At 61.2% G+C, this 21,744-nt stretch carries 17 protein-coding genes and 1 pseudogene; 9 read left to right on the plus strand and 9 right to left on the minus strand.

Annotated features, from left to right (window positions below; all coding sequences use genetic code 11):
- Positions 1–44 precede the first annotated feature (44 nt).
- Both AC04SF_RS14480 and AC04SF_RS14485 read right to left on the minus strand, forming a co-directional pair.
- Entirely contained in the window at positions 45–2,384 is a 2,340-nt protein-coding gene (locus AC04SF_RS14480; protein WP_488478352.1) for an AAA family ATPase, read from the minus strand.
- A gap of 107 nt (positions 2,385–2,491) precedes the next feature.
- Positions 2,492–4,090, minus strand: a complete 1,599-nt coding sequence (locus AC04SF_RS14485) for a DNA cytosine methyltransferase (protein WP_488478353.1) — start codon at positions 4,088–4,090, stop codon at positions 2,492–2,494.
- Between the two features lie 44 nt (positions 4,091–4,134).
- Between AC04SF_RS14485 and AC04SF_RS14490 the strand changes: the two genes are divergently transcribed.
- A complete protein-coding gene (locus tag AC04SF_RS14490; protein ID WP_488478354.1) occupies positions 4,135–4,575 on the plus strand; it encodes a very short patch repair endonuclease in 441 nt (146 codons plus the stop codon).
- Between the two features lie 28 nt (positions 4,576–4,603).
- On the opposite strand, the gene AC04SF_RS14495 is transcribed toward AC04SF_RS14490, so the two are convergent.
- The 4 genes from AC04SF_RS14495 to AC04SF_RS14510 are packed head-to-tail and all read right to left on the minus strand — an operon-like array spanning position 4,604 to position 11,801.
- Entirely contained in the window at positions 4,604–6,679 is a 2,076-nt protein-coding gene (locus AC04SF_RS14495; RefSeq protein ID WP_488478355.1) for an AIPR family protein, read from the minus strand.
- Positions 6,676–7,653 (minus strand): PD-(D/E)XK motif protein, encoded by a 978-nt coding sequence (locus AC04SF_RS14500; protein ID WP_488478356.1) that lies wholly within the window; start codon positions 7,651–7,653, stop codon positions 6,676–6,678. Before AC04SF_RS14500 ends, AC04SF_RS14495 begins: the two co-directional genes overlap by 4 nt.
- On the minus strand, positions 7,643–10,336 hold the full coding sequence (locus tag AC04SF_RS14505) for a Z1 domain-containing protein (protein WP_488478357.1): 2,694 nt from the start codon (positions 10,334–10,336) through the stop codon (positions 7,643–7,645). The genes AC04SF_RS14500 and AC04SF_RS14505 overlap by 11 nt, the downstream gene beginning before the upstream one ends.
- Positions 10,320–11,801 carry an ATP-binding protein gene (locus AC04SF_RS14510; RefSeq protein ID WP_488478358.1) on the minus strand — a complete coding sequence of 494 codons (1,482 nt, stop codon included), beginning with the start codon at positions 11,799–11,801 and terminating at the stop codon, positions 10,320–10,322. The genes AC04SF_RS14505 and AC04SF_RS14510 overlap by 17 nt, the downstream gene beginning before the upstream one ends.
- Before the next feature lie 303 nt (positions 11,802–12,104).
- Between AC04SF_RS14510 and AC04SF_RS14515 the strand changes: the two genes are divergently transcribed.
- The 7 genes from AC04SF_RS14515 to AC04SF_RS14545 all read left to right on the plus strand — a co-directional run bounded on the left by AC04SF_RS14515 (position 12,105) and on the right by AC04SF_RS14545 (position 17,605).
- Entirely contained in the window at positions 12,105–12,710 is a 606-nt protein-coding gene (locus AC04SF_RS14515) for a recombinase family protein (protein ID WP_488478359.1), read from the plus strand.
- A gap of 36 nt (positions 12,711–12,746) precedes the next feature.
- The gene (locus tag AC04SF_RS14520) at positions 12,747–13,247 is read left to right on the plus strand and encodes a hypothetical protein (protein WP_488478360.1); all 501 of its coding nucleotides are present in this window, start codon (positions 12,747–12,749) and stop codon (positions 13,245–13,247) included.
- Between the two features lie 104 nt (positions 13,248–13,351).
- Complete coding sequence (locus tag AC04SF_RS14525) at positions 13,352–13,942, plus strand: hypothetical protein (protein WP_488478361.1); 591 nt, start codon at positions 13,352–13,354, stop codon at positions 13,940–13,942.
- 3 nt (positions 13,943–13,945) lie between these two features.
- Positions 13,946–15,697, plus strand: coding sequence for a DNA polymerase (locus AC04SF_RS14530; protein WP_488478362.1), 1,752 nt, complete (start codon positions 13,946–13,948; stop codon positions 15,695–15,697).
- Between the two features lie 380 nt (positions 15,698–16,077).
- Positions 16,078–16,584, plus strand: coding sequence for a hypothetical protein (locus AC04SF_RS14535; RefSeq protein ID WP_488478363.1), 507 nt, complete (start codon positions 16,078–16,080; stop codon positions 16,582–16,584).
- Positions 16,585–16,885: 301 nt separating this feature from the next.
- Entirely contained in the window at positions 16,886–17,206 is a 321-nt protein-coding gene (locus tag AC04SF_RS14540; protein WP_488478364.1) for a hypothetical protein, read from the plus strand.
- An 81-nt stretch (positions 17,207–17,287) separates the two neighbouring features.
- Positions 17,288–17,605 (plus strand): hypothetical protein, encoded by a 318-nt coding sequence (locus AC04SF_RS14545; RefSeq protein ID WP_488478622.1) that lies wholly within the window; start codon positions 17,288–17,290, stop codon positions 17,603–17,605.
- A gap of 662 nt (positions 17,606–18,267) precedes the next feature.
- Here AC04SF_RS14545 and AC04SF_RS14550 read toward each other — a convergent pair.
- Positions 18,268–19,353 (minus strand): annotated as a pseudogene (locus AC04SF_RS14550) (recombinase family protein); the annotation flags it as partial.
- Between AC04SF_RS14550 and AC04SF_RS14555 the strand changes: the two are divergent.
- Positions 19,352–20,302: a YifB family Mg chelatase-like AAA ATPase gene (locus AC04SF_RS14555; protein WP_488478365.1), complete on the plus strand. Its 951-nt coding sequence runs from the start codon at positions 19,352–19,354 to the stop codon at positions 20,300–20,302. The pseudogene AC04SF_RS14550 and the gene AC04SF_RS14555 sit on opposite strands and share 2 nt — an antisense overlap.
- Positions 20,303–20,347: 45 nt before the next feature.
- On the opposite strand, the gene AC04SF_RS14560 is transcribed toward AC04SF_RS14555, so the two are convergent.
- Positions 20,348–20,935 carry a TetR/AcrR family transcriptional regulator gene (locus tag AC04SF_RS14560; RefSeq protein WP_488478366.1) on the minus strand — a complete coding sequence of 196 codons (588 nt, stop codon included), beginning with the start codon at positions 20,933–20,935 and terminating at the stop codon, positions 20,348–20,350.
- 29 nt (positions 20,936–20,964) lie between these two features.
- The gene (locus AC04SF_RS14565; protein WP_488478367.1) at positions 20,965–21,555 is read right to left on the minus strand and encodes a DUF308 domain-containing protein; all 591 of its coding nucleotides are present in this window, start codon (positions 21,553–21,555) and stop codon (positions 20,965–20,967) included.
- Positions 21,556–21,744 lie beyond the last annotated feature (189 nt).

Genomic DNA, 21,744 nt, shown 5'->3' on the forward strand with positions numbered 1-21,744 from the left:
GGCTGGCCGGTGCCTTGACCCCGGCTCGCGTGACGCTCCTCACCTCAGTAACGCCCTAGTAGGTCGACGATCCTCGCACGGGTTACCTCACGTAGACGCCGCCTGTCTGCCGCTGGAGCGGACGCCCTAGCTCTCAGGAAATCTTCGACTGCCTCCTGAACCAACCTCTCAATCTCCGTAGACCCGATCGGGAGCGCTCTTGCGACTTGGTCGCCAACTAAACGGCGTAAGTCCGCGAGGGCCAAGTCGCCTGGGCCCTCGCCTGGCTCACCCGCCAAAAGATCGCCCGCCCTCGCGAGCGTCACTTCGGTGGCGACATCGTCGGTGGAGAACAGGTCAAAGAAGTCGGACGTAAGCAGTTGCTCCACAGTAAGTGCGGAGACAGGCGGAAGATCCTCCAACTGTTCGACCGCCGACGGAAGCCCGGCGTCACCGCGTTTGAAGACCCTTCGAAGAACCACGAGTTCACTGGTCGACAGCCCGCGCAGGCAAAGAGGGTCGTGGGTGGTCATGACAAAGGTTACGCCAGGCAGCGCTTCTCGTAGACCACGTACAACTCGCATCTTCCATCGTGGGTGAAGGTGGGCTTCGACCTCGTCGATGAGAACTACGGCCCTAGCGTTCGCGAGCGACGCGCTGCTCGCGTCTTGCGCCTCGACAAGCCCACGGAGAACATGGCAGGCCATGCTCAAAACCGACCGGAAACCCGACGATACGAGGTTCAAGGGAGTGCGGATCTCCACGCGCGATCCATCGTCAGCAATGCCGCTGGTGACTAGCAGGCATTTTCCACCTTGAACGGCGATACCGCCATACTCGTCGTCGATCGCGAGGATCTGGTTCAAAGATCGTCTGACCTCCGCAAATAGAGGCTTCTCCGAGATTGAGACCAGCCACCTCTCCGGGTTTGGCAAGACATGTTCCGGGCGGAAGATCGAGATCACGGAGGAGCTTGCCCGTTGGCCCACGATGTCGTCGGCAAAAATTCTGAACGCGCCGTAGGCGAATACCGGTGTCCGGCTCTCGTTGTCCTCGCCGTCACCCACGAGCTCGCCGGACCGGATTTCGAGATTGACGCTGCTGCCGTCCTCGAACTCAGCCGTAAGCTTCGTGGGACGAAGCTCGCCGGTACCTCCGAGAAAGTCAGGATCCAGCATTAGCGAACTTGACGATATATCAAGATCGGAGCGCGCTGAGTCGCCTGCCAGAAGAAAGGCGATCGCCTCCAAGATGGAGCTCTTCCCGACCGCATTCTCGCCGAGGATCATCAATGCCGGAGCATCGAGCTCGGCACCTTTTCGCCTAGCGAGCTCGTCCGTTGCGAGCGCGACGCCCACCTTCTGTGAGGGCGGTTCGCCATGCAATCGCAACTCAAGTCGCAAACGGTCCACCGACTTAAAGTTGTGAATCTCGAATGCAACCGGACGGGCCCTACCGCGCATCACTACCCGTCGTCGCCTCGGGGCCCGCCGCAGCGTCTCTGGATTGGCATTCAGCGACAGCAGTGCATTGTCCAGCTGCTTCCTGAAATTGGCGGTTCCTATGCGCTGGGCGTAGTAGTCTCGTATTGTGTTCGGCGTCAGCCGCGGAGCGGTAGAGGAGCCACTGACCATCCTCCTAGCAAGCTGGTACAGCAGCAGGTACCATAAACCGCCGTATTCCATTTCCGCGAACCTAAAGGGGCCGGCAGGATAGCCAGGCTCGGCTAGTTGGCGGAGTTCGACGAGGTAGCGCTCGAATCTTCGGCCACGTCGTGAAACAAGATCGTCGCGGTCGAGACGGAAGTGGCGGACGGTCGCATCACCCCGCTCCGAAAGACCGATGATCCGGCCGTCCAGTGTGGCGGCGAGGTTCAGCCGGAAATTCTCGTCACCGCATGGGTCGAGGAACACTTGGCGCTCCGTTCCAGGAAACGGCCAGAGGCCGGTGCGATTCCGCGCATAGACCTCGACGTGCGAAGGCTCCGGCAACGGCATCCGCTGCGACCGCATGGGGAAGACTGAGGGCTCAAGGGGTCGACAGCCATCACAGATGGCGTAGATGTTCGCCCAGTCGTTGACGAGCCAAGTGTAATAGAGGTGGCTCAAGCGCGCGAATTTGGGCGCAACGCTCGAGGACGGTCCAGCCTCCTCGGGAGGTCTGAAACGATACGATGCGACTTCGACCTCTGATTCGCAGAAAGCGCACCTGTTCCGGAAGAGCTTCCGAACAGCGTCGACAAGCTCGGAATCCTCCACTGCGAAGGGTGACATTCGCACCCGTTCCTGCTCGAGTCGCGCCGAGTCCGTCGTGAAGATGTCCCTCAGCACCTCCCTTGCCCTGGACGACCGCTCGTCGGAGAGGCACGAAGGAACCTCGACATCCGCCCTGTTGAAGTGCTGCATCCGCCCCCTCCCCTTCCCGCCGTCGGCAGGACAAACATGCCTATGGCTACAACCAAGCATCGGGCAGGCAGCTTCAGCCAAACTGCATTGCCCGCACTAACCCTGCGTCAAGCTGCGGAACGCTTCAACTGCGCTGGGCCGCTATCACGGTGGGTTAGCGAGAGAATCTCGTCCAGCACGTCGTACAGTACCTCCGCGATTTGGAAAGCGAGCAGCGGCGGCACGGCGTTCCCGACCTGAACGTACTGCTGGGTCCGATTGCCAAGGAAAGCATAGTTGTCGGGGAAGGTTTGAAGGCGCGCCGCCTCACGAACCGTCAGACTCCGGCACTGCGTCTCATCGGGGTGGATGAAATAGTGCCCATCCTTGGAAATGTGGCTGGTCACGGTGGTGGCGGGCTCTCCCCAACACTGCACTCGGAAGCGATCTGCGAAATTGCCGCTGCCCCAACTCCCATGCGCCGGCGCGAGGCCTGAGGGAAAGTCACGTGCCTTCGGAGATGTGCCGGTCTCCGCCGCGAAGCAAGCCGCGAAGCCGTATCTCGCGATGTCCGCCTCCATGTGGCTGCGGCTCGCGTGATTGGGCAGCGATCGGAGATTTTCGTCCACCAGCCAAGCGGCCAGACGTGCGTCGGCTACGGGGGCCAGCGCGTTACTGCTCCTCGACCGTGGGGGTTCCGCGAGGATAAAGTCCTCTGCTGAGCACAGGCGCGTGGCGACCTTGTCGAGTATCTCATCCTCCTCGGCGAAGGCGGCTTCGGCAGCGGACCTTAGCGCACGCGCGGCAGAGACGCGCCATGCGGATCCGTCATCCGCGACCCGGCTAAGCCCACTGCGCAGCGGTGGCATCGACCCGATTGTCAACCTCACTGAAGGCGCGGGTCTTTCCTCGAGGCCGCGGCGGACGCGCTCCGCGAGTTGTTCTTCATCTTGCACCAGGTCGCGCCTTATTCCCAAGAGGATCACCCGGTGCCGGCGCTGGGGCACGCCGAACTGCTCAGCTTGCACCACATACCTGGCGCCGCCGCGTCGGCTGCCGGGCGCTAGCGGCAGTACCACGTAGCCAGGCAGGCTGTCGCTGGAGCGGGTGAGGTCGGCGATCACCTGCGCGAAAATTCCTCGGCCCTCCACGCTTGATGACAGGAACCCCTTCACGTTCTCCATCACGAACGCGGCCGGCTGCAAGCGGCCGAGAAGTCTGATGTATTCCCGGTACAAGAAGTGGCGATGGTCCTCACTCGGCACGTAATCGGCGATACCCTTGTTTCGGGACCTGCCCGCTAGCGAGTAGGCTTGGCAGGGAGGGCCGCCGATCAGCACTGCCCTGTCTCCAGCATCCTCCCTGATGGCGTCCACGAGGGGATCGATCACGGCATCGGCGCCTTCGCCGGCCAGCTCCAGCCGGAGCGTCTCGCCGACAGCCGCCTGCCACTCCAGCGGATGCCGCGCGCGAAGGTCGCCGAGATCGATTGCCCCGTCGACGAGGTCGTAATAAGCCGGCGGCGGCCGCTCGAACTGACGCACGAAGCTGCGGAGGCGCAATGTCTGGAACGCCGCCTTGTCCCTTTCCACCGATAGCGCGATGTCGAACGCTCGGTGTCCCCCGCGACGGACTCTGGCGAACCCCTCCGCCAGCCCCCCCGGGCCTGCGAAGAGATCCAGCACCTTGAAAGCGCCTGTCATCTGATCAAACTGAGTGTTCTGCATCGCCCCTCATACCAAGTGAGTAGCCAAGGAGAAACCTTCGAAAAATGGCCGATGTCGTCGATACATCAACAAGATCGCGCATGATGGCGGGGATCCGCGGGCGCGACACCTTGCCCGAAGTCAAGCTGCGGAGCGCACTGCACCGCCGTGGGTTTCGCTTCCGGCTGCATGACGGCTCGCTTCCCGGGCGACCAGACATCGTATTGCCGCGCTGGCGCGCGGTCGTGGAGGTGCACGGCTGCTTCTGGCATCGGCACACCGGATGTCGTTTCACCACGACACCAAGCACGCGGCCGGAATTCTGGTCGGCGAAGTTCGATGCTAACGTCCTGCGCGACCGACGGAACCGCGAGGCGCTGTTGCTCGCCGACTGGCGCGTCGCCACGATCTGGGAATGCGCCATCCGCGGTGCGCTCGTCGACGACGTGGCGGACCGCCTCGCGGACTGGCTCGCGAGCGGGCCTGCCACGATCGAGATCGGCTGACTTCGGTGATACCCCATTCGTCGGTCATTCACAGCGCGGTCACCGGGGCGCCAACCTCGTCGAGGCGGGTAAAGAGGTTCTGGAGCGCCCGCTTCTCGGACTGCGACAAGCCGAACTGATATCGGCCAAGTTTCTCCAGCGCTCCGTTGGATCTCGGCGAGAGCAGCTGGCGCTTGGCCGCGATCGCGCGGATCAGCTCCGCCTTTCCAGCCAGGCCCACGAGCAGCGTTTCGAACCCGACTTCGTAGTCGATCTTCTGTACGGCCACCGCGGTGCGCCGCTCTTCGCGCGCCTCCTCGCGGTCGAGCAGGAGGTGATCGGGTAGATCGGGAATGTCGAAAGCCGTCTTGCTCACGCGCTCCCAGCACGCCTGCGTCTTACAGTATTCGCCGACGTTGCGAGTTGTCGTGGGCGCGTCACGGATGGTTCGGGAGACCTGCGGCGCCAGCAGCTCGATCGCCCGCACTATCTCCTCCGGTATATCCTGCGAGTTCCAGACCACTTGGAGATTAAGACCCGCCTTGCCGCCCGCCCGAGCGCGGTGCACCAGCCAGGCAAGCGTGTATGCGACCGTCTGCGACTTGTACCCACGGTCGGCGGCATACCACTCAGAACCCCCGACAAGTCTGTCGGTTGAGCGAAACAGCAGCGCTTTAGCGCACGCGTTGCGATACCAAGCCTCATTGAACTCGGTTTGCACCGCCTTCCACCGATCCGCCGCCTTCTCCGCGAAATGGATGAAGCACTTCTGCGCGCCTCTCGACACGATGTCCGGCCGCGGCTCGAACGTCGTCTCGTACTTGGCGAGGTCAGTCTTGTCCATGAGCTGGCTGCGTGGAAACTCCAGCTCGTGCTTTCTCCGCTGCGCCTGCGTCATGTACGCCGAGGCATCCCGATATTGCCCTCTCGCTCGCTCGTAGAACCACTTCGAGCCGGACAGAGCACCGGGCCTGGGTGGCGCACTGACCCGGCGCGACGTCTGCTGCATCGCGAGGTGGAACGGATGACTCGAAAAGAAGTCGGCCTCGCTGATCCGGTTCTGCGTATTCGCGTAACGGGAGATCTTCGGGACCAGATCCTCCACCATCTCCGGGCTGACCACCGATAGCTTCATCTGGACGTGGACTCCCGCGAGGTCCGCCTTCGCCTGGTCCTTCGCGTACAGGATCGACGCCGTCGTCTGCCCGCCGTTTACGATCTGCAGGTCGCGTATCGCAGTGATTGCGAGCTGGCCGTCCGGTAGTTTGGAAGTGGACACGTCTGACGCCGTTGCGGTCAGGCCGTTGTTGTAAGCGAAAAACATTCCCGGTCGCTCACGCAGCGTTGCAATAATGCCACGGTTCACCTTGGTCTTCGCCTGCAGGAAGGTGCGTACGTTCTGCTCCAGCAGTTGCGCACCGTAGAGGCCGTAAATATCGGCCAGCAGCTGACCGGGAAGGGCAACGAGATAGGAGCGGTAGTCGCTGCTGTCCGAGGACGCCTCGAGACAGGGTACAGGCGACGCACCGATGTCCGCGAGAACGATCTCGATCGGTTGCGGCGCGGAGCTCGCGGCGGTCGCCTCTGCGTAGCGACCGAAGTCGAATACGCTGTACGTGACCGGCCTGCCCATCATCTCCTCAGCCACTTGCGGCGGGCGCTTGGTCGACATCCGGGCGTTTGAGAACAGCATTGCCCGGACGCGGCGGATAGATCCGGACTGACTGTAAATGGGGTATGCCGCCCGGAAGGCCGCGCTAGTATCCTCCAGTTGGTTGATGAACGATGACTCGGCGGCCTGTTCCAAAAAGCTGCGAACGCGGCGCAGCAGCGTGTCGATCTGTCCCGCATTGAGCGTCTGGAGCTCAGGCTCGGATCTGAAGTCGCAAACGGCGACGTACAGTGTACCATGCTCAGCGTCGAGCGCAAAGCCGTCGATCTGCCAAGTGTTTCGTCCGCCCTCGCGCCGGGCAGGCGTGTGCTCGAGATCGATTGTCTCTCCTACCTCGCAGGCGACCGCGGCGTACAGATTGAAGAAGGCATCCGCCTGCAGGTCACCGGAGGCATCGGCTTCGAGCAAGAGCTCGTTTCGGAACTCTGCGAAGGCTCCCTCGAGTTCCTTCATCCGGATATTCCTCCAAAGGCCGTTTCCTCCTCGATGCGGAAAGACATACAATCGGCGACCCGGATGCGGTAACGAACGTCCTCGACGCCGGGTCGGAGATCGGCGCGAGTGATGCGCGGGAATCCCTCGCCGACCTCGAAATAGTTCCTGTCGATCAATCTCCAGTGGTCGTCGTATTCCGGCAGGTCCTGCCAACCAGCAATGTCGAGGCCAATTTCCAGCCGTGCGCGACATTCCGGCATCTCCATGCTCACCTGCGACAACTCCCTGGCGAGGCCATTGAGGCTGGCAGCGCCCGGCTCGCCCTTATCGCAAGCCGCAACGCCCTGCTGGCAGATCACGATGCGGCTGCTTGCGGTGTCCAGTTGATCCTCAGAGGAAATGCGGAGCCTGCGGTCAGCGGTGGTGCCTTGAGTCTTCACCTCCACGATCAAGCCGGATATGGCGAAGTCCTGCTCATCGCCATATGGCCCGCGCCAGCTCGCAACCGCCAGCGGCAGACCGAACCGTTGGCACATGATGTCTCTAAGGAACAGCAGCTCGCCGACCAGACCCAGGATCTCGTTACGAGAGAGCAGTTTCCTCCGCCGCCGAGCGAGCACCTCCTGCCACTGCCGCAAGCGGCCGAGCAGTATCCGCCGCGCCCGCGCACCTTCGCCCGCCTCAAAGACCCGGGTCACATCAAGCAGATCGGTGCACAAGACGCGAAAGATCGCGAAATCTTCCTCATCATGGAGTGTAAGCGTAAGGCGCGAGACGCCGCCTCCGAGGTCGTCGACGACCACGTCCATGCCAGCCGGCGGTTCGGACGAGGCGCCCTCGTCCGAACCGCGTTCGGCATCGAGCTGAAAAACGTATCGGCCGCGCGCGTCTCGGCCGATTCGGAAGTCGAGCGGATGGCTGCCGTCAGCGCGCAAGACATTCAGCGAGCCGGGATCTCGCGATGGCGTGATGGCGCTCCAGTCAGCCAGCATTTTGGTCCCCATTTATCGCGTCCGCGTCGTCGTCCTCCTCGCCTGCCGCGAAGAGCTCAAGCTGCCTCTTGTAGATCGCGTTAACCTGATAGACGCGCGTCTTGGCGGGTTGGGCGGTGCCGGGCAGCGCGAAGGAGAGCGTGATAACCGGATTGCCTATCGCGAGGGAAGCGTCGGACTCGGCCTCAGGGCTGAGAAGTGCGTTGAAGACGTGGATCAGCAGCAGCGGGCGCAACCGTGCCATGCACGCGGCGCGCTCCCCGCTGATATCGTCCGCTGCCGCGATCTCCGTTGCGTGTCTGATCTCTTCCGCGCCCATGCCGATCGACACGTCCGGCTTGTCGGCGACCCGGTTCTTCTGCCCGTTCACGCGGTAGGTACCGTGCTGAACTATGCCACGGCGGCGCGCGCGGGGGCGGACCTTGAGTCCTGCGACATCTACCGCCAAACCGGTCTGCAATTGTGGAACTGCGACATCCCACTTGGACAGTTCACCTTTGATTCGGTCGCCTATGTAGTCTTGGAGCAGCGAGGTATCGCTGATCCGTCCAAGATCGGGATGCACCGCCGAGAATGAGAACGAGCGCAGGACTTCCTGCACGGACGAACCGTCGACGTCACTCCAGAGAAGGTGTCCAGCCGCCGCCTCGCGCGGCGCGCCTATCACCTCGAAGAGACGGGCGACGGCGGCCGTGTTGGACTGGTTGGCCTCCAGACTATTTGGAAGCGCGTGCCCCTCGACGTGGCGGGCAGAGTAATCCTGTGAGATGGTCATCGCGGTCGCGGTACGCATCTTGTTTGCCGCGGTGACGCGGATGGCGAGCTGGCTTTGCCGCACCTTGAGGCCGAAGTCCGCTGGAGTCTGCCGCAACGTCTCCATTCGCTTGACCTCGAGCCGCAGTTCTTCAGTCGCGTCGTCGACATCCTCGTAGTGGTCGAGCGAGATCTTGGGCAGGTAGAGTCGGCAGATGTCTTCGTAGCCGGGTCGGTAGCCGAACCACCGGGCCATCTGCATCAGTGTGTCGCTCGCGGCGGTGTTGCGTAGGATATAAGAGACGGTGAGCCCCTCGAGCGTGAGCCCACGTGACAGGGCGAGGCCGCCTATTGCGATTACATGCAGGCCTTGCTCGCGCCTCGCCGAGTAGTCTAGTACGCCACCCTTCATGTTGACCGTCCGGGTCTCGATGCTGGCGACGGCTTCCAGCATGACCGGCAGTAGGTCATCGAACACGACCTCGAGCTCCCCGTACTCCTCATTGAAGGTCGCCCGCAAGTCCGCCATGGCCGGATCCTCGACCTGCGACGGCGGCAGGCCCGCGTGGACCGTGATCGCTTCGCGAACCTTGGTGAGATAGGCGTAGACGAGCCCTTGGACGGACTCCTGCACGCCATTGAACCTGCTGACGTTGACCATCATCGAGCAATGCTTCGCGCCTTGACCTCGGAGCACACGGATCGCCCGGGTCAGGCAGAAGGCGCGGATCGCCTTGAGCAGCGACTCCGGCAGATTCGCCGGCAGCTCATGTGACTTGTGCGCTAGAGGCAGCACCTCGCGGTAGTCGGCTACGGTGCGCACCATGCCGTCACGCAGGTCGCCGTGCTCCCAGAACACGCGGCGTGACCCAACGTAGTTGTTTGGAGGGTCCAGAGCCTTGATGAAGTTCCTCGGAAAGAGATCGTCGGTCTCCATGTCTTTCGGGGTATCGGGGTCGATGAAGATGTTCGCGAAAGGAGTGGCCGTATAGCCGACGTAGGCCGAGCGCGGGAACAGCTTGAGGATGTCCCGGATCACTCCGTTGATGGCGGTAGTTAGCTTGGGTTCCTTCTTCGTGTTGATCGAGGCGTTATCTGCCTCGTCGTCGATCAGGAGGAGTGGGAAGTCGGCGACGTCGTGCTGGCCGCTAAGCCATTCGCCCAGCCGTTCGAGCACGCCCTTGTTCTTCTTTGTGACGAAGATGATGGGCTCGTTGTGGCCCGACAGACTGAAGAACATGCCTTCCCGGCCGCTCACGAAGTCGGCGTCGCGAGTAGTTCCGTAGGACGGTATGCGCCGGACGCTGGTGTAGTTCTGAATCGGCAGCGTCTCTGCCGCGACGGGGCCGAAAACCGACTTCTTGCCAATGAAGGTCTCGTCGAGGCGTTCCTGCGTTTGTGCTCGGAGCGAGTTGGTTATGCCGGCCAGCAGGATGATCACTTTGTAGCCGGCGTCGGCTGCCTTGCAGATAAGCGCCGAGTAGTTGGTCGTCTTGCCGGATTGGACATGCCCCATCACCATGCCGCGGCGGGCGCCTGCGGCAAGCGAGAGCGGATCGCCGCACTGGTCGAGCACTTGGTCCGTATCGTGATCCAGCGTCGCGAGGACATGCGCGGGGAGCGATCCACCTTCGAGATAGAACCGCCTGAGGCGGTCCCAGTAGTAGAACGGTATGCTAGGCCGCCGGTCGGCCAGCCAAGGCCGCGCGTTCTCGACGATCATCGCGCCGCGCTTCTGCCGTGTAACGAAGGCGCCCTCCAGCTCTTTGACAATCTCAGTCCGCGCGGCCTCGTCGAGGTGGCTGAATGGGCCCGTTTCGACAAGGTGCCTGATGGCGCCCTCCGGTAACCCCTCTCCGGATCGGATCAGGTCGCCATGCAGATCGTGCACCCGGCTGCGAAAATAGGCGAGTTCACTTTCGTGCGGCATTGGTCCAGCCCTTGGCCTTGAGGTGTTCACCCACGACTGATGTGTGCCCTGCCCACGGCTCGGTTACTCCGAGCAGCTTAACGAGCCCATCGATCGATCCGGCTTGGCTCAGCAGCGCGGGAAGCGCCGCGTCGAGCGTCTCCAAGAAGGCGCGGGCGTCGAACTCGCTTTGATTCATCGCGTCCGGAGCGCGCACGACGTCCTCTCCGATGCTGATAGAGGGAAACTGTTGCTCGATGATCGATATAGCCGCCGCCGCCGTCTTAGTCCGCGCGGGGGCTGCGTCGTCCTTGAGCAGGGAGACGACGAGCGGATGTTCACGGTTGATGTAGTAGCGGATCTGCCCACCCCGCGCGTACTTGCTCCAGACCGGCGTGCTTCCGTTGCTTGCCATTCTTCCACCTCGGGATCGGAATGCGTCGCCCGAGGCGCGGCGCAAGTTGGCGATCAGTGCCCTCAGTCGGTCGCGCAGCACCGAAGGTAACTGCGCGTCCGCTTTGTCGACGGTTATCTTCCACATCTCATCGAGCGAGTTCGGAATGTCGATCGCGATACGAACCAGTTGCGAGAGCTCGCCGTGCCGAACGAGCCTGAACCAGGTCCCGTTCATGATAAGCCGATCATTCCGGTAAACGTAGAAGCCCTGATTGCGAACGAAGCCCTCTTCACCGGCGAGACGCTCATATTCGGACAGCGCCAGCTTCGAAAAGTGCGGAAGAATATACCCACGGATAGTGATCGACGAGCCGTCGGGCAGGTGGATTGTCTCAGGAAAAATAGGCTGCGTGGCGTTGTTAGTCCGATGGAAGGGATCGAATGGCTCGATGTGCTGTCCGTTGAGCGTGATCCGCAGCGGGCGGCCATTTACCTCACCCGAGAGGTAGCGATGGAAAAGTAGAGCGAGGCGCCCACGGGCGTGAGTCACAAGTTCGTTAAAAGCCTCCGGGCCGATGCGCCCGTTCTCAGAGAGTCGGTCGCAGTTCCGCCAAATCACTTCGGTTCCCGGTCCATTGAGGAGATCTGGATGCGCCAGCGCCGCGGTCTCTCCCCCGTCGAGTTCCGCCATGCTCCAGCCTTCGATTGTGTCGAGATCCCATTCCGCCCCCGAATACTCGCCTTCTCTTGACGACAGCACGGTCAGCCTTCGGCACTGCGAGAATGAAGCGGACTTCAGGCCCCAGCCGAAGCGACCAAGATCGTCTGGGGAACGTTCGGCTTCAGGATTTGTGCTCGCCGGCCTCATGGCAGCAAATAACTCGGCCGCATTCATACCCTCTCCGTCGTCCCGGACGCGGACTTCGATCGAGGTGTCGGAGCGAATGCAGCTGATGTGTACCGCGCGAGCCTTCGCCTTAATGCTGTTGTCAACGAGATCCGCGAGCGCGCTCGGCAGGTCGTAGTTGCCGAAACTGCGCGACGACATCATCAGTGAGCCCGCATCAGGTGGATTATTGACGAATCGCAAGTGTTGCCCTCCAACTACCACTGTGGCCACTTGAACTCGGTGTTTGCAAGCCTCTCTCGATTTGGACCTCGGACTATCGGTACTAAAATCGCAAAGCTCCGGTCCGCCGCCAATTTCAATTCGATTGTGCGAAATCTTCGACCGAAGGCTGGACGGTCGATGACGGAAAGAAACAGCCAGTCCAATAGGCCTTGGCCGTGTGGACCGGTCCCTCACGACGAGACCGCTCCGGTCCACGACATTCGCATGTACTTTGGACCAGTTCAGTTTACAGAGGCTACCTCAGTGGACCGAGGAGGCTGAATGTTAGTTGGCTATGCGCGAACTTCGACACTCGACCAAGAAGCTGGCTTGGCTGCCCAGGTGCGGGATCTGGCTGGCTTGGGATGCGAGAAGATTTTCAGCGAACAGGTATCCGCCTTGGGTCGGCGCGAGGCACTTGAATCGGCCATCGATTTTACCCGCGAAGGTGACACCCTTGTGGTGACGAAACTGGACCGCCTCGCCCGGTCAGTGAAACACATGTGGGAGATTCTCGATCGGCTCGCGTGCAAGGCCGTCGGGGTCAGAATTGAGAACATGGGCATCGACACTGGAACACCGACGGGAAAACTGATGTTAAGCGTTTTGGCCGGGGTCGCCGAATTCGAGCGCGAAATGATGCTTGAGCGACAGCGAGAAGGTATCGCGACGGCCAAGGTCGAGGGCAAGTATCGAGGACGAAAGCCAAAGGCGCCGGGTCATGCCACCGAGATCCTTGCCCTGCGCCGGTCCGGTGCCAGCCTGAATGCGATCGCACGGCAGCTCCGAATCGGCAAGGCCACTGTATTCCGGTTCTTGCGCGCGGTGGACGCCCCCGACGCGCCCGTCGACAACGCCTTCTCGGATACCGACGGCCCTACTATATAAGGAGAATATGGACCGGGTTCGCGCCGGTGCGAAGCCATGGGTTCCGCCTTGGAACAAACCACAATGCCCTTGTCGCCAGCCGACCGTGACGCCATTGTCGACCAAATCGTCGAAAGCATCGTCCCCTCCAGAGGATTGAACCTGAGCGGCGGCGACGAATTCGAGGAGTCACAGATCGAGGAAATGCGAAAGGACGCAACGCGCGAACGTGCTCGTCTCCTCGCTTTGTCGGACGACGAGCTGGGGCTGGAGCTCGAATTCTCGGCCGGCAACTGGACACCAGATGCTCCGCAACCCCGGCCTCGGGCGTTGCAGAACCAGTCGCAAGGCCGGCCGCTTCAAGACGTGCCCGACAAGGGCACGAAACGCGCGGCGTCGGTCCAGCTATTGCGGTCGCGACATGGCGAGCACCGGCCCAGCGGCGTATCCGACAAAACGATGCTTAGCCAGCTGAACCATGACCTGCGTTCCGCCGGGAAAGACCAGGTCAGCCACGAGACCTTCCGCCGAGCCAAGAAGGAGGCCTGGCCGACCTGACTGCAGATGGCCGGATTTGACCGGTTTTGACCTTGGCGTCGACCCCTCGGTTTCTGCGATTGTCGTGACATCGCGATGAGAACCGAAATCGAGAAGGTAAGCGAATGACCGACTTCAACGACTACGAAGGCCAGCCGACCGCCAAGGCCAGCATTTTCGACGATCTCGAAGCTATCCGGATCAACCCCTCAGACGCGCTCCAGCCCGTTTCTGAGATTTTCACGACCATCCCCGTCCGGAAGCCAGCTCGCCAGGAGTTCTTCCGCATCTGCCCCGCTCAGGCGATGTCTATCACGGTGGCCATCTTCATCGACAAGCAGGACCGCGACACGACCTATTTCGTCCCGCCCTCGATGCGGAATTGCATGTCGGGTGAGGACCGGATCGCTACGCTCTATCACTTTGTGACCACGACCGGCGTGTTGGGTATCTGGCCGGTTACCCTGCCGCAAGACGGTCGGCAGTGTAACTGGACGGCGTCGAAGTTGGCCGCCATCGGGGAGGCGAAGAACAGCTGGGTTCGGATCGCTGGCGACATGAACCTCGGCGCCTATCGCGTCTACCGCGCGCAGGGTGCTCTTGAAGACGCGAGGTTCTCGTCGATCCCGATTAACGAGATGCTGAAGATCGCTTTCGACGGGCGCGTTATCGATACCGAACTCCACCCCATCATCCGGCGGCTGCGGGGCCTGTAAGTCATGACCCTGTCTCAGAGAAAGGGCGGCGGTGGCATCGCCGCCTTCAAGGAAATTTGGCTTGTCGACTTCGAGTACAACGGCGAGCCAGAGGTGCCGAAACCCGTCTGCATGGTCGCTCTTGAACTGAAAGGCCGACGAACGATCAAGCTGTGGCGGACCGAGCTCCACGACATGAAGCGGGCTCCCTTTGACGTTGGTCCGGATAGCCTGTTCCTCGCCTACTTCGCGCCGGCCGAACTCTCCTGCTTTTTGGAACTGGGCTGGCCCCTGCCGGTGCATGTCATCGATCTTTTCGCCGAACATCGGGTTCAGACGAATACCTTCGGCGCTAAAGTCGGTAATTCTCTCTTGGACGCAATGGCGATCCGAGGTCTTGGCCACATCGAGGCCGCCGAAAAGGAGCGCTTTCGCGAACTGATTTTGTCCAGGCAGTTGTGGACGGAATCCGAGCGGCTGCAGATTCTCGGCTACTGCGAGAGCGACGTTCTCGCCTTAGCGGCATTGCTTCCTAAGATGATGCCTGACCTCGACCTGGATAGGGTCCTGTTGCGCGGCCGATACATGGCCGCTGTTGCCAAAATCGTGCGCAACGGGATCCCAGTCGATCATGAGATTTACCGCCGCGCTTGTGACAATTGGGTCGGCATGAAGGCTGGCTTGATCGCAGATGTCGATCGCCAGTTCGGAGTCTTCGAGCAGACGACTTTCAAGATCGACCGGTTCGCCAGATTTTTGGCTGCCACCGGTATCCCCTGGCCCCGCCTCCCTTCGGGCTCACTCGCGCTGGACGATGATGCGTTTAGCAGGATGGCCGACAGCTATCCAAAGATCCGCCCACTTCACGAGCTGCGCAGGACCTTGGCTAGGATGAACGGGGCCGGGCTGCAGATAAATTCCGACGGGCGCAACAGGTGCGCTCTTTCGCCCTTTTCGTCAGTGACCGGTCGGAACCAGCCATCGACTTCGAAGCTGATCTACGGGCCCGCGCGATGGATGCGCCAACTGATCAGGCCGGAAGCTGGAAGCGCCTTAGCATACATAGACTGGGCTGCCCAGGAGATCGGCATCGCCGCCGGACTATCCGGTGACGAGCGACTTGGCGACGCCTATTCCTCCGGCGACCCATATATGCGGTTCGCTATCGACGCAGGGCTTGCACCGACCGGGGCCAGTGCCCTGTCGCACCCAGAGATACGAGGTGTTTGCAAGGCGATTGTTCTGGGCATCGGCTATGGTATGGAAAAGGATACGCTGGCTGCGAGGGCCGGAATCACACCCGTGGAAGCTGCTGATTTGCTGCTAAGGCACAAGCGAATCTACAATCGCTATTGGCGATTTATCCAAGAAGCTGTCGATAGCGCCTACATCAACCTGGAGCTTCAGTCGACTTTCGGGTGGAAGGCCCGTGTCGGCCGCGAAACTAGGCCAACTTCGTTGATGAACTTTCCGATGCAAGCCAATGGAGCTGAGATGATGCGGATCGCGGCCATAGCCGCTGTCGAGCAGGGGATTCGAGTAGCTGCCCCGGTACATGATGCGTTCCTCATCGAATGCCCAATCGAAGAATTGGACGCGCGGGTAGCAGAGATGCAGGCGATCATGACCAGAGCGGGCGAGGCCGTCTGTGGTCTGTCGATCAGGACCGACGCTGCCGTCGTCCGGGCGCCTGACCGGTTCATGGACGAGAAGGGTGCCGACATGTGGGCGCGAATTGTTGGCAGGCTTCACGGGAAAGATCACGATGAGGGCTGAACGCAAGAGGGCCTTTGACCGCCCTTTCTCAGAGGTCGAGGTCGCCACTCCATTTTCTGTAGCCAAGGCTCGGCAGAAGAAGGCTAGGTTCCTGAGAGGGCCTATACCGTTCGAGCAAATCGCTACCGCTTCCAGGCTGGAGGGAAAATGCTTGGCGGTTCTGGTCGCCGTCCACCATCAGCAGGCATTGACTGGTTCTGACTGGGTTTCAATACCAAGGCACCTATTGGACGACCTCGGCGTCGATAAGGATGCGAAATCTCGCGGCCTCCGTCTGCTTGCTGATCACGGTTTGTTGGAGTTGTTCCAGCGTCCAGGCGCTAGTGCCCGGGTGAGGTTGACGCGGACCCTAAGTACCTCAAAGTCGGTCGGGAACGGTCATGACGCGAGAGCAGCGAGAGCGCTACAAAAGGGCTCTAGCCGAAACGATTTCGGGATTGAGAAGGCCGCTGTTCCATGTCACGGCGATGCTGGCGCCCAATTCGACTCGTCCAGCCCTTGAGGATGCGTTGGTTGGTTGGGCGGCGCGCGTCGATCGCTTTTACCTCGGCCGGAGTTGGCGCAAGTCGGACTGCCGAATGGCGGGCCTGGCATTTTTTGAGCTCTATCCCGACATTCATGGCCACTTGGTAGTCGCGCCGCCAGGCAAAGCCTCGGCGCTGCACTTTCTGCTGAACGCTCCGTTTTGGTTCGCGCCTGACCGTGTCGTTGAGCTTCGAGGATGTCGCCCGAGGCCAATCGCAACCAAGGGCAAGATGATGATCCAACAGGTCGCCGATACGGATCGGGATCTGGCCCGAGTTGTAGCCTACGCTGCCAAAGAGATAGAGTATCGGAACGGCGCCATGATCGACTGGAAATTCATCCGCGATCTTTGCCGCCACTGAAGTCCTTTTTTGCCATTATCGTCATTGCGGCTTCCTTCGCCACGCGTCGGTCGTCCCGGTCCGGAAATAGCAACCGGATATCGCCAATCTCCGTCACCACTCTGGTGTGGAGAATGGCAGAATATTGAACCCAGGCAGCCACCTGGCGAAACGGCTGCCACTGCGCGGCTGGCTCAAAGGCATCCCAGGTTGACCAGAGCAATCCATGGTTGGATCGTTTTAAGCTCGGTCGGCTTAGACGTCTGGCGATGCCGCCCTCGATCTCCTATATGCGCTGCTGCATGGCCATAAGGGTTTCGAAATGCCAGTTTTGTTTCAAAATGATCAATGGGCCGTCGACGAATTCGGCCTTGTCTCCGTTCCGCCAGCATCACCTATCGAGTACCTGATCGCCGCCGAGACCCTTCTTGAAAGAGGCGGCGTTGGAGGCGGGCAGCTCTACGACTGGCCATTTCAGGTGCTGGAAAAGAGCTGGGTCGATGAGGATGCCTTTATTGAGGCCTATCGCCGGTCGATTGAAATCCACGTCGGCCGATACCCATCCCGAGTTGATCATGACGTCTTGGACAAAAGCATCGCCGCTGCTCTTGCTCGGAAGGCCGAGATCCGATCTGGCGCATAACCGTCGAACTCGACCCAAGTAGCGCCCTGTTCATGCCCAAACCATCAGGGTACTGAGACGACCCTGCAAAGGGGGTGCGACATGTGGATATGCTTCAAAGAAGGGTTTGTTTCAGCAGTTCGGGATCGAAACAGCCCAGACAATCTGGTCGTCCGGGCCCGGAACGTCAGGCATCTGGAAGCGCTCTTTCCTAACCAGGAGATCACCATGTCGCCCGGCGCCGACTATGCATGTCGGGTTTATGTTTCCAAGGCTGAGTTCAGCGACCTTCTGGCCAGGAAATCTGCGGCTATCGACTATCCGAACTTCAAGGCCAGCGTGGTGGATCGGCGTCTTCATCAGTTGTACGCCGAGTTCTGGCGGCTCCACCTGCGCTACCAATGGGCCAACGGCAATTAGCGTTGCCTGTCCGCCGGAAATAATGATCGATAAACTTGGCTTTCACCGGCGGCTGAATCGGCCGATCGGGGATGGACGAGCCGGTTCGTGCCGTCCTTGAAGAAGACGTTAAAATGACGCGCCGAACGGTCCGGCACTTTGAAATCTGAGGCTGAGGAACGGCCATCGCCCCCATTGAAGAAGTCGTGCTCTTCACTTGTCATCTCGATGAGGTTTCCGGCATTTGGTCCCCTGTCACCCAAAGTGGCAACTTCGACCCCCGAGACGAGTGACTTGAGCCGACTGGCCAAATTTGCGCGAAGCCTATATCTGTCGTCTCCGGCGCGGCTACGCATGTCGGACACTAGGTTCTGAATCTCGTCACGGCTCTCGACGAAATTGGCCATCTCCGCGTCGAGGCGACGCCGCTCCCCTGCGAGCCGGTCGCTATCTACTGATAGCCCGTCGATTTCCCGCTGAACTCTGGCAAGCTCGCCCTTCAAGAAGTCGGTTGGCATTTCCTGGTCGAGCAGTAGCCGGAACGTCCTGTCTCGCTCCTTCTCAAGCCGAACCAGTTTGCCCTCCAGTGATTGAAACTCCCTCTCGATGTTCTGCTGTTCGCCGGAATCACCTTGGGGCTGGAGCAGTGACTCGAGATCGATCTCTTCGACGAACGTCAAGAACGATGACTCAAAGTCATTGTAGCGCCAAGCCACGTTGTCACAGCCGAGGCCCCGCCGCGCGTTGTCGCAGGTTAGGTACACACCGCCCTTTGGACCTTGGCCCTTGTTGATGAAGTGCATCTGCGCACCGCAATACGCGCAGCGAGCCAACCCGGAGAACAAGTTGCTGACGAACTGGCCCTTCCGCCCGGCTCCACCGACTCGTCGCTGTGAACGCCCAGCCTGGACCATGAGATAGAGTTGCTCATCAACGACTGGTGGAAAGTAGTTCGGGATGGCGGCCCCTGCGGCGATCCGCCGACCGTCGACAATCCTGTGCGGCTGGTATTCCCCAATGGCTGCGCGACTGGTGAGGATTTTCCCGATGTAGGAGGTCTGCCACCCCTTCGATCGACCAAACGGTGCGACACCTGATTTGTTCAGCCGTCTTGCAATGGCGTAGCTTCCAAGGCCCGCCGCCGCATCCTCGAAGATTGATCTCACGACCTGGGCACGCTTTTCATTCACCTCGAAGGATTTGCGATCCAACGACAAGGACAGCCAAGCCGGCGACAGCGCTGTCAGCTTCCTGTCATCTATCTTGTCACGCTTGTTCGTCCATGCCGCGCTCAACCGGCGGCTCTTCATCTGCGATTCCTCGTGGGCTCGGCTCATGATCGCCAGCGACACGACCAACTGGCTGAAGTCCGTTGTTTCGGCGGTGTAGACCTGGCCATCCGCCAGCGTGACGAGTCTAACTCCGGCCTTGATCAGATCCGTGAAGATCGAGAGCGACGTGAAGACATTTTGCCGGCTAAGGCGATCTAGGGATTCGACCAAGAGATATGAACCGACGGGGACCTGGCCATTCCTGACTGACCGCAGGAACCGGCCGAGGCTGGATTCCGCCGCGAGGTTGGCGCCCCTGAAGGCCGACACACCTAGGTCTTCCAGCTGGAACTCTTTGACTAGTTCCAGTTCGTGTTCCTTGGCGTATGCCTCCGACAGTTCGAGCTGACGGCGACGGCTGTCGCCCCGCAGCTGAATGTCGGTCGACATCCGGATGTAGGAATACGCTCTCGGGCGGCTGGGTAATTTTCTTGCCATGCCGGACCGAACTATACGCCACTATCATCAGTGTCAATTAATTGACCATAATGTCCTGATGGTCGGACCGCCCGGCTCCGGCAAATCGATGCTGGCGCAGCGTCTGCCGTCGATCCTGCCGCCGCTGGCGCCGAAGGAATTGCTCGAAGTCTCGATGATCGCCTCGGTGGCGGGCGAGCTCGGCGAAGGCAAGCTGACTGACCGGCGGCCATTCCGCGCCCCGCACCATTCGGCCTCGATGGCGGCGATGGTCGGCGGCGGGTTGCGCGCACGGCCGGGTGAGGTGTCATTGGCGCATCATGGCGTGCTGTTCCTCGACGAGTTTCCCGAATTCACGCCGCAGACGCTAGACGCCCTGCGCCAGCCGCTGGAAACCGGCGACTGCATGATCGCGCGCGCCAACCATCGCGTCACCTATCCGGCGCGCATCCAGCTGGTGGCGGCGATGAACCCGTGTCGCTGCGGCATGGCGGGCGAGCCGGGCTATCGCTGCCTGCGCGGCGAGCGCTGCCGCACCGACTACCAGGCGCGCATCTCCGGCCCGCTGCTCGACCGCATCGACCTGCGGATCGAAGTGCCGGCGGTCTCGGCCAGCGACTTGATCCGGCCGGACAGGGCGGAGAAGAGTGCAGCGGTGGCGCTGCGCGTGGCACGCGCCCGCAGCCTCCAGCGCGAGCGTTTCGAACGGCTCGGCGTGACCAGCGCCACCACCAACGCGCATTGCGCGCCGGCGGTCATCGAGGACATCGCCATGCCCGACTCCGCCGGCCTGTCGCTGCTCAAGGACGCCAGCGAAAAGCTCGCCTTTTCCGCTCGCGCCTACCACCGCGTGCTGAAAGTGGCGAGAACGCTCGCCGATCTCGACGCCAGCGAAACCGTCGGCCGCATCCATCTGGCCGAGGCGATTTCCTATCGCATGAGTTCGGAGCGGGTGGCACAGGCGGCGTGAAGGCCATTTGCAGCTAGGCCAGGTCCGCAATCCTTTTTGCCCGGATCAATCGGTCGCGGGAATCAACTTCTGAAGCGTCGGCGTCAGGATCATGCCGAAGGTCAAGACATCGCCATAAGCTCGCGCCGAAAGCATTGCGCCATGCACGGTCGCCATGAAAGCCTCGGCCTCGACGCGTGGCGAAGCGGAAATTGCCAGCGTGCCTGTCTCCGCACCGCGCTCGATGACGCCGGTCAGCCATCCCGAGAGGAACTGGAAATACGCCCGGACTTCCACGGCAACCTCCGGCGGAAGGGCCGGCAACTCACTGGCAAGCAGCGCGCAGACGCAGAACGGCATGCTCGCATCCTCGATGCACCGGGCCCAGATGCCGGCATAGGTTCGCAGCAACTGAGGCGACTCCGGGACATCGCGCTCGAGCCCGCCCAGGCCCGTGACGGCCTCCTCGAGATAGCGCTTGAGCAGGGTCTGCACGAGGTCGACCTTGCTGGGGAAATGGTGATGGATGCTGGCTTTGCGGATGCCGATCACTTCGGCGATGTCGGCGTAGCTGAAGCCACTGTAGCCGCCGGCGACGATGAAGGTTCGCGCGGCGGCCAGGATCTCATCGGCAGTGTTCGAAGGCTTGCTCATAAACGTACCTGCCTTTCCGCAAGGGGACTTTAACTTGCGACCCGCGGCGACTTGCGAAGGACGTCGCTGACCGACAGCCATAGAGCGGACACGAGGAAGTAGAAGGCACCGAACGCGGCATAGGGCGCAACATTGGTGATGCCAATGATCTCCGTGCCGCCGGCCATCTTGACGAAGAAGACACCTGCCAGCGCGGATTGGGCGCCGCTCAGTATCATCGCCCATTGCGCACCGTTGGTTTTCCAGCGGCGCAACGCCGTCAGGAGCTGAAGCACGCCGGAGACAACCGCCCAGACGCCGTAGACCGAAAGCACCGCGTTCATGCTGTGACCGAGCGCGATGGCAATTGCAATCGCGGTGACGATGCTGACGACGAAATTGAGCAATTGCGACTTGTTGCGGCTAAGTCCGCCCGTGCGCCGGGCGTCGATGTAGTTCGCCAGCGCGTCCCATGCGGGGTAGGCCACCAGCATGGCGGCAGCGAGCGGTAGGCTGCTTTTCGCGACGGTGAAAGCCGCCGCAACCCAGGCTGCCGATACGGCAAACCGCATATAATAATAGCTTTTGAGCCAGCCGTTTGATGACGCGGCGCGGGTCTGATCGTTCACTTGTCCAAGCATGATGGGATCTCTCGTTTCAACTACCTACCAACTAGTAGGTAGATAGTTGACCGTCAAGGCGCCTGGAACCGATTGCCCATCACCTCGACATCTCATTTATGTGATCGAGGACTCGACCTCGTGACGCCGGTTCGCTGTCTAACCGATCGTAGCGCCGCCCCTCATCCGCCTGCCGGCACCTTCTCCCCG

This window comes from Mesorhizobium sp. CNPSo 4671, from assembly GCF_057784245.1.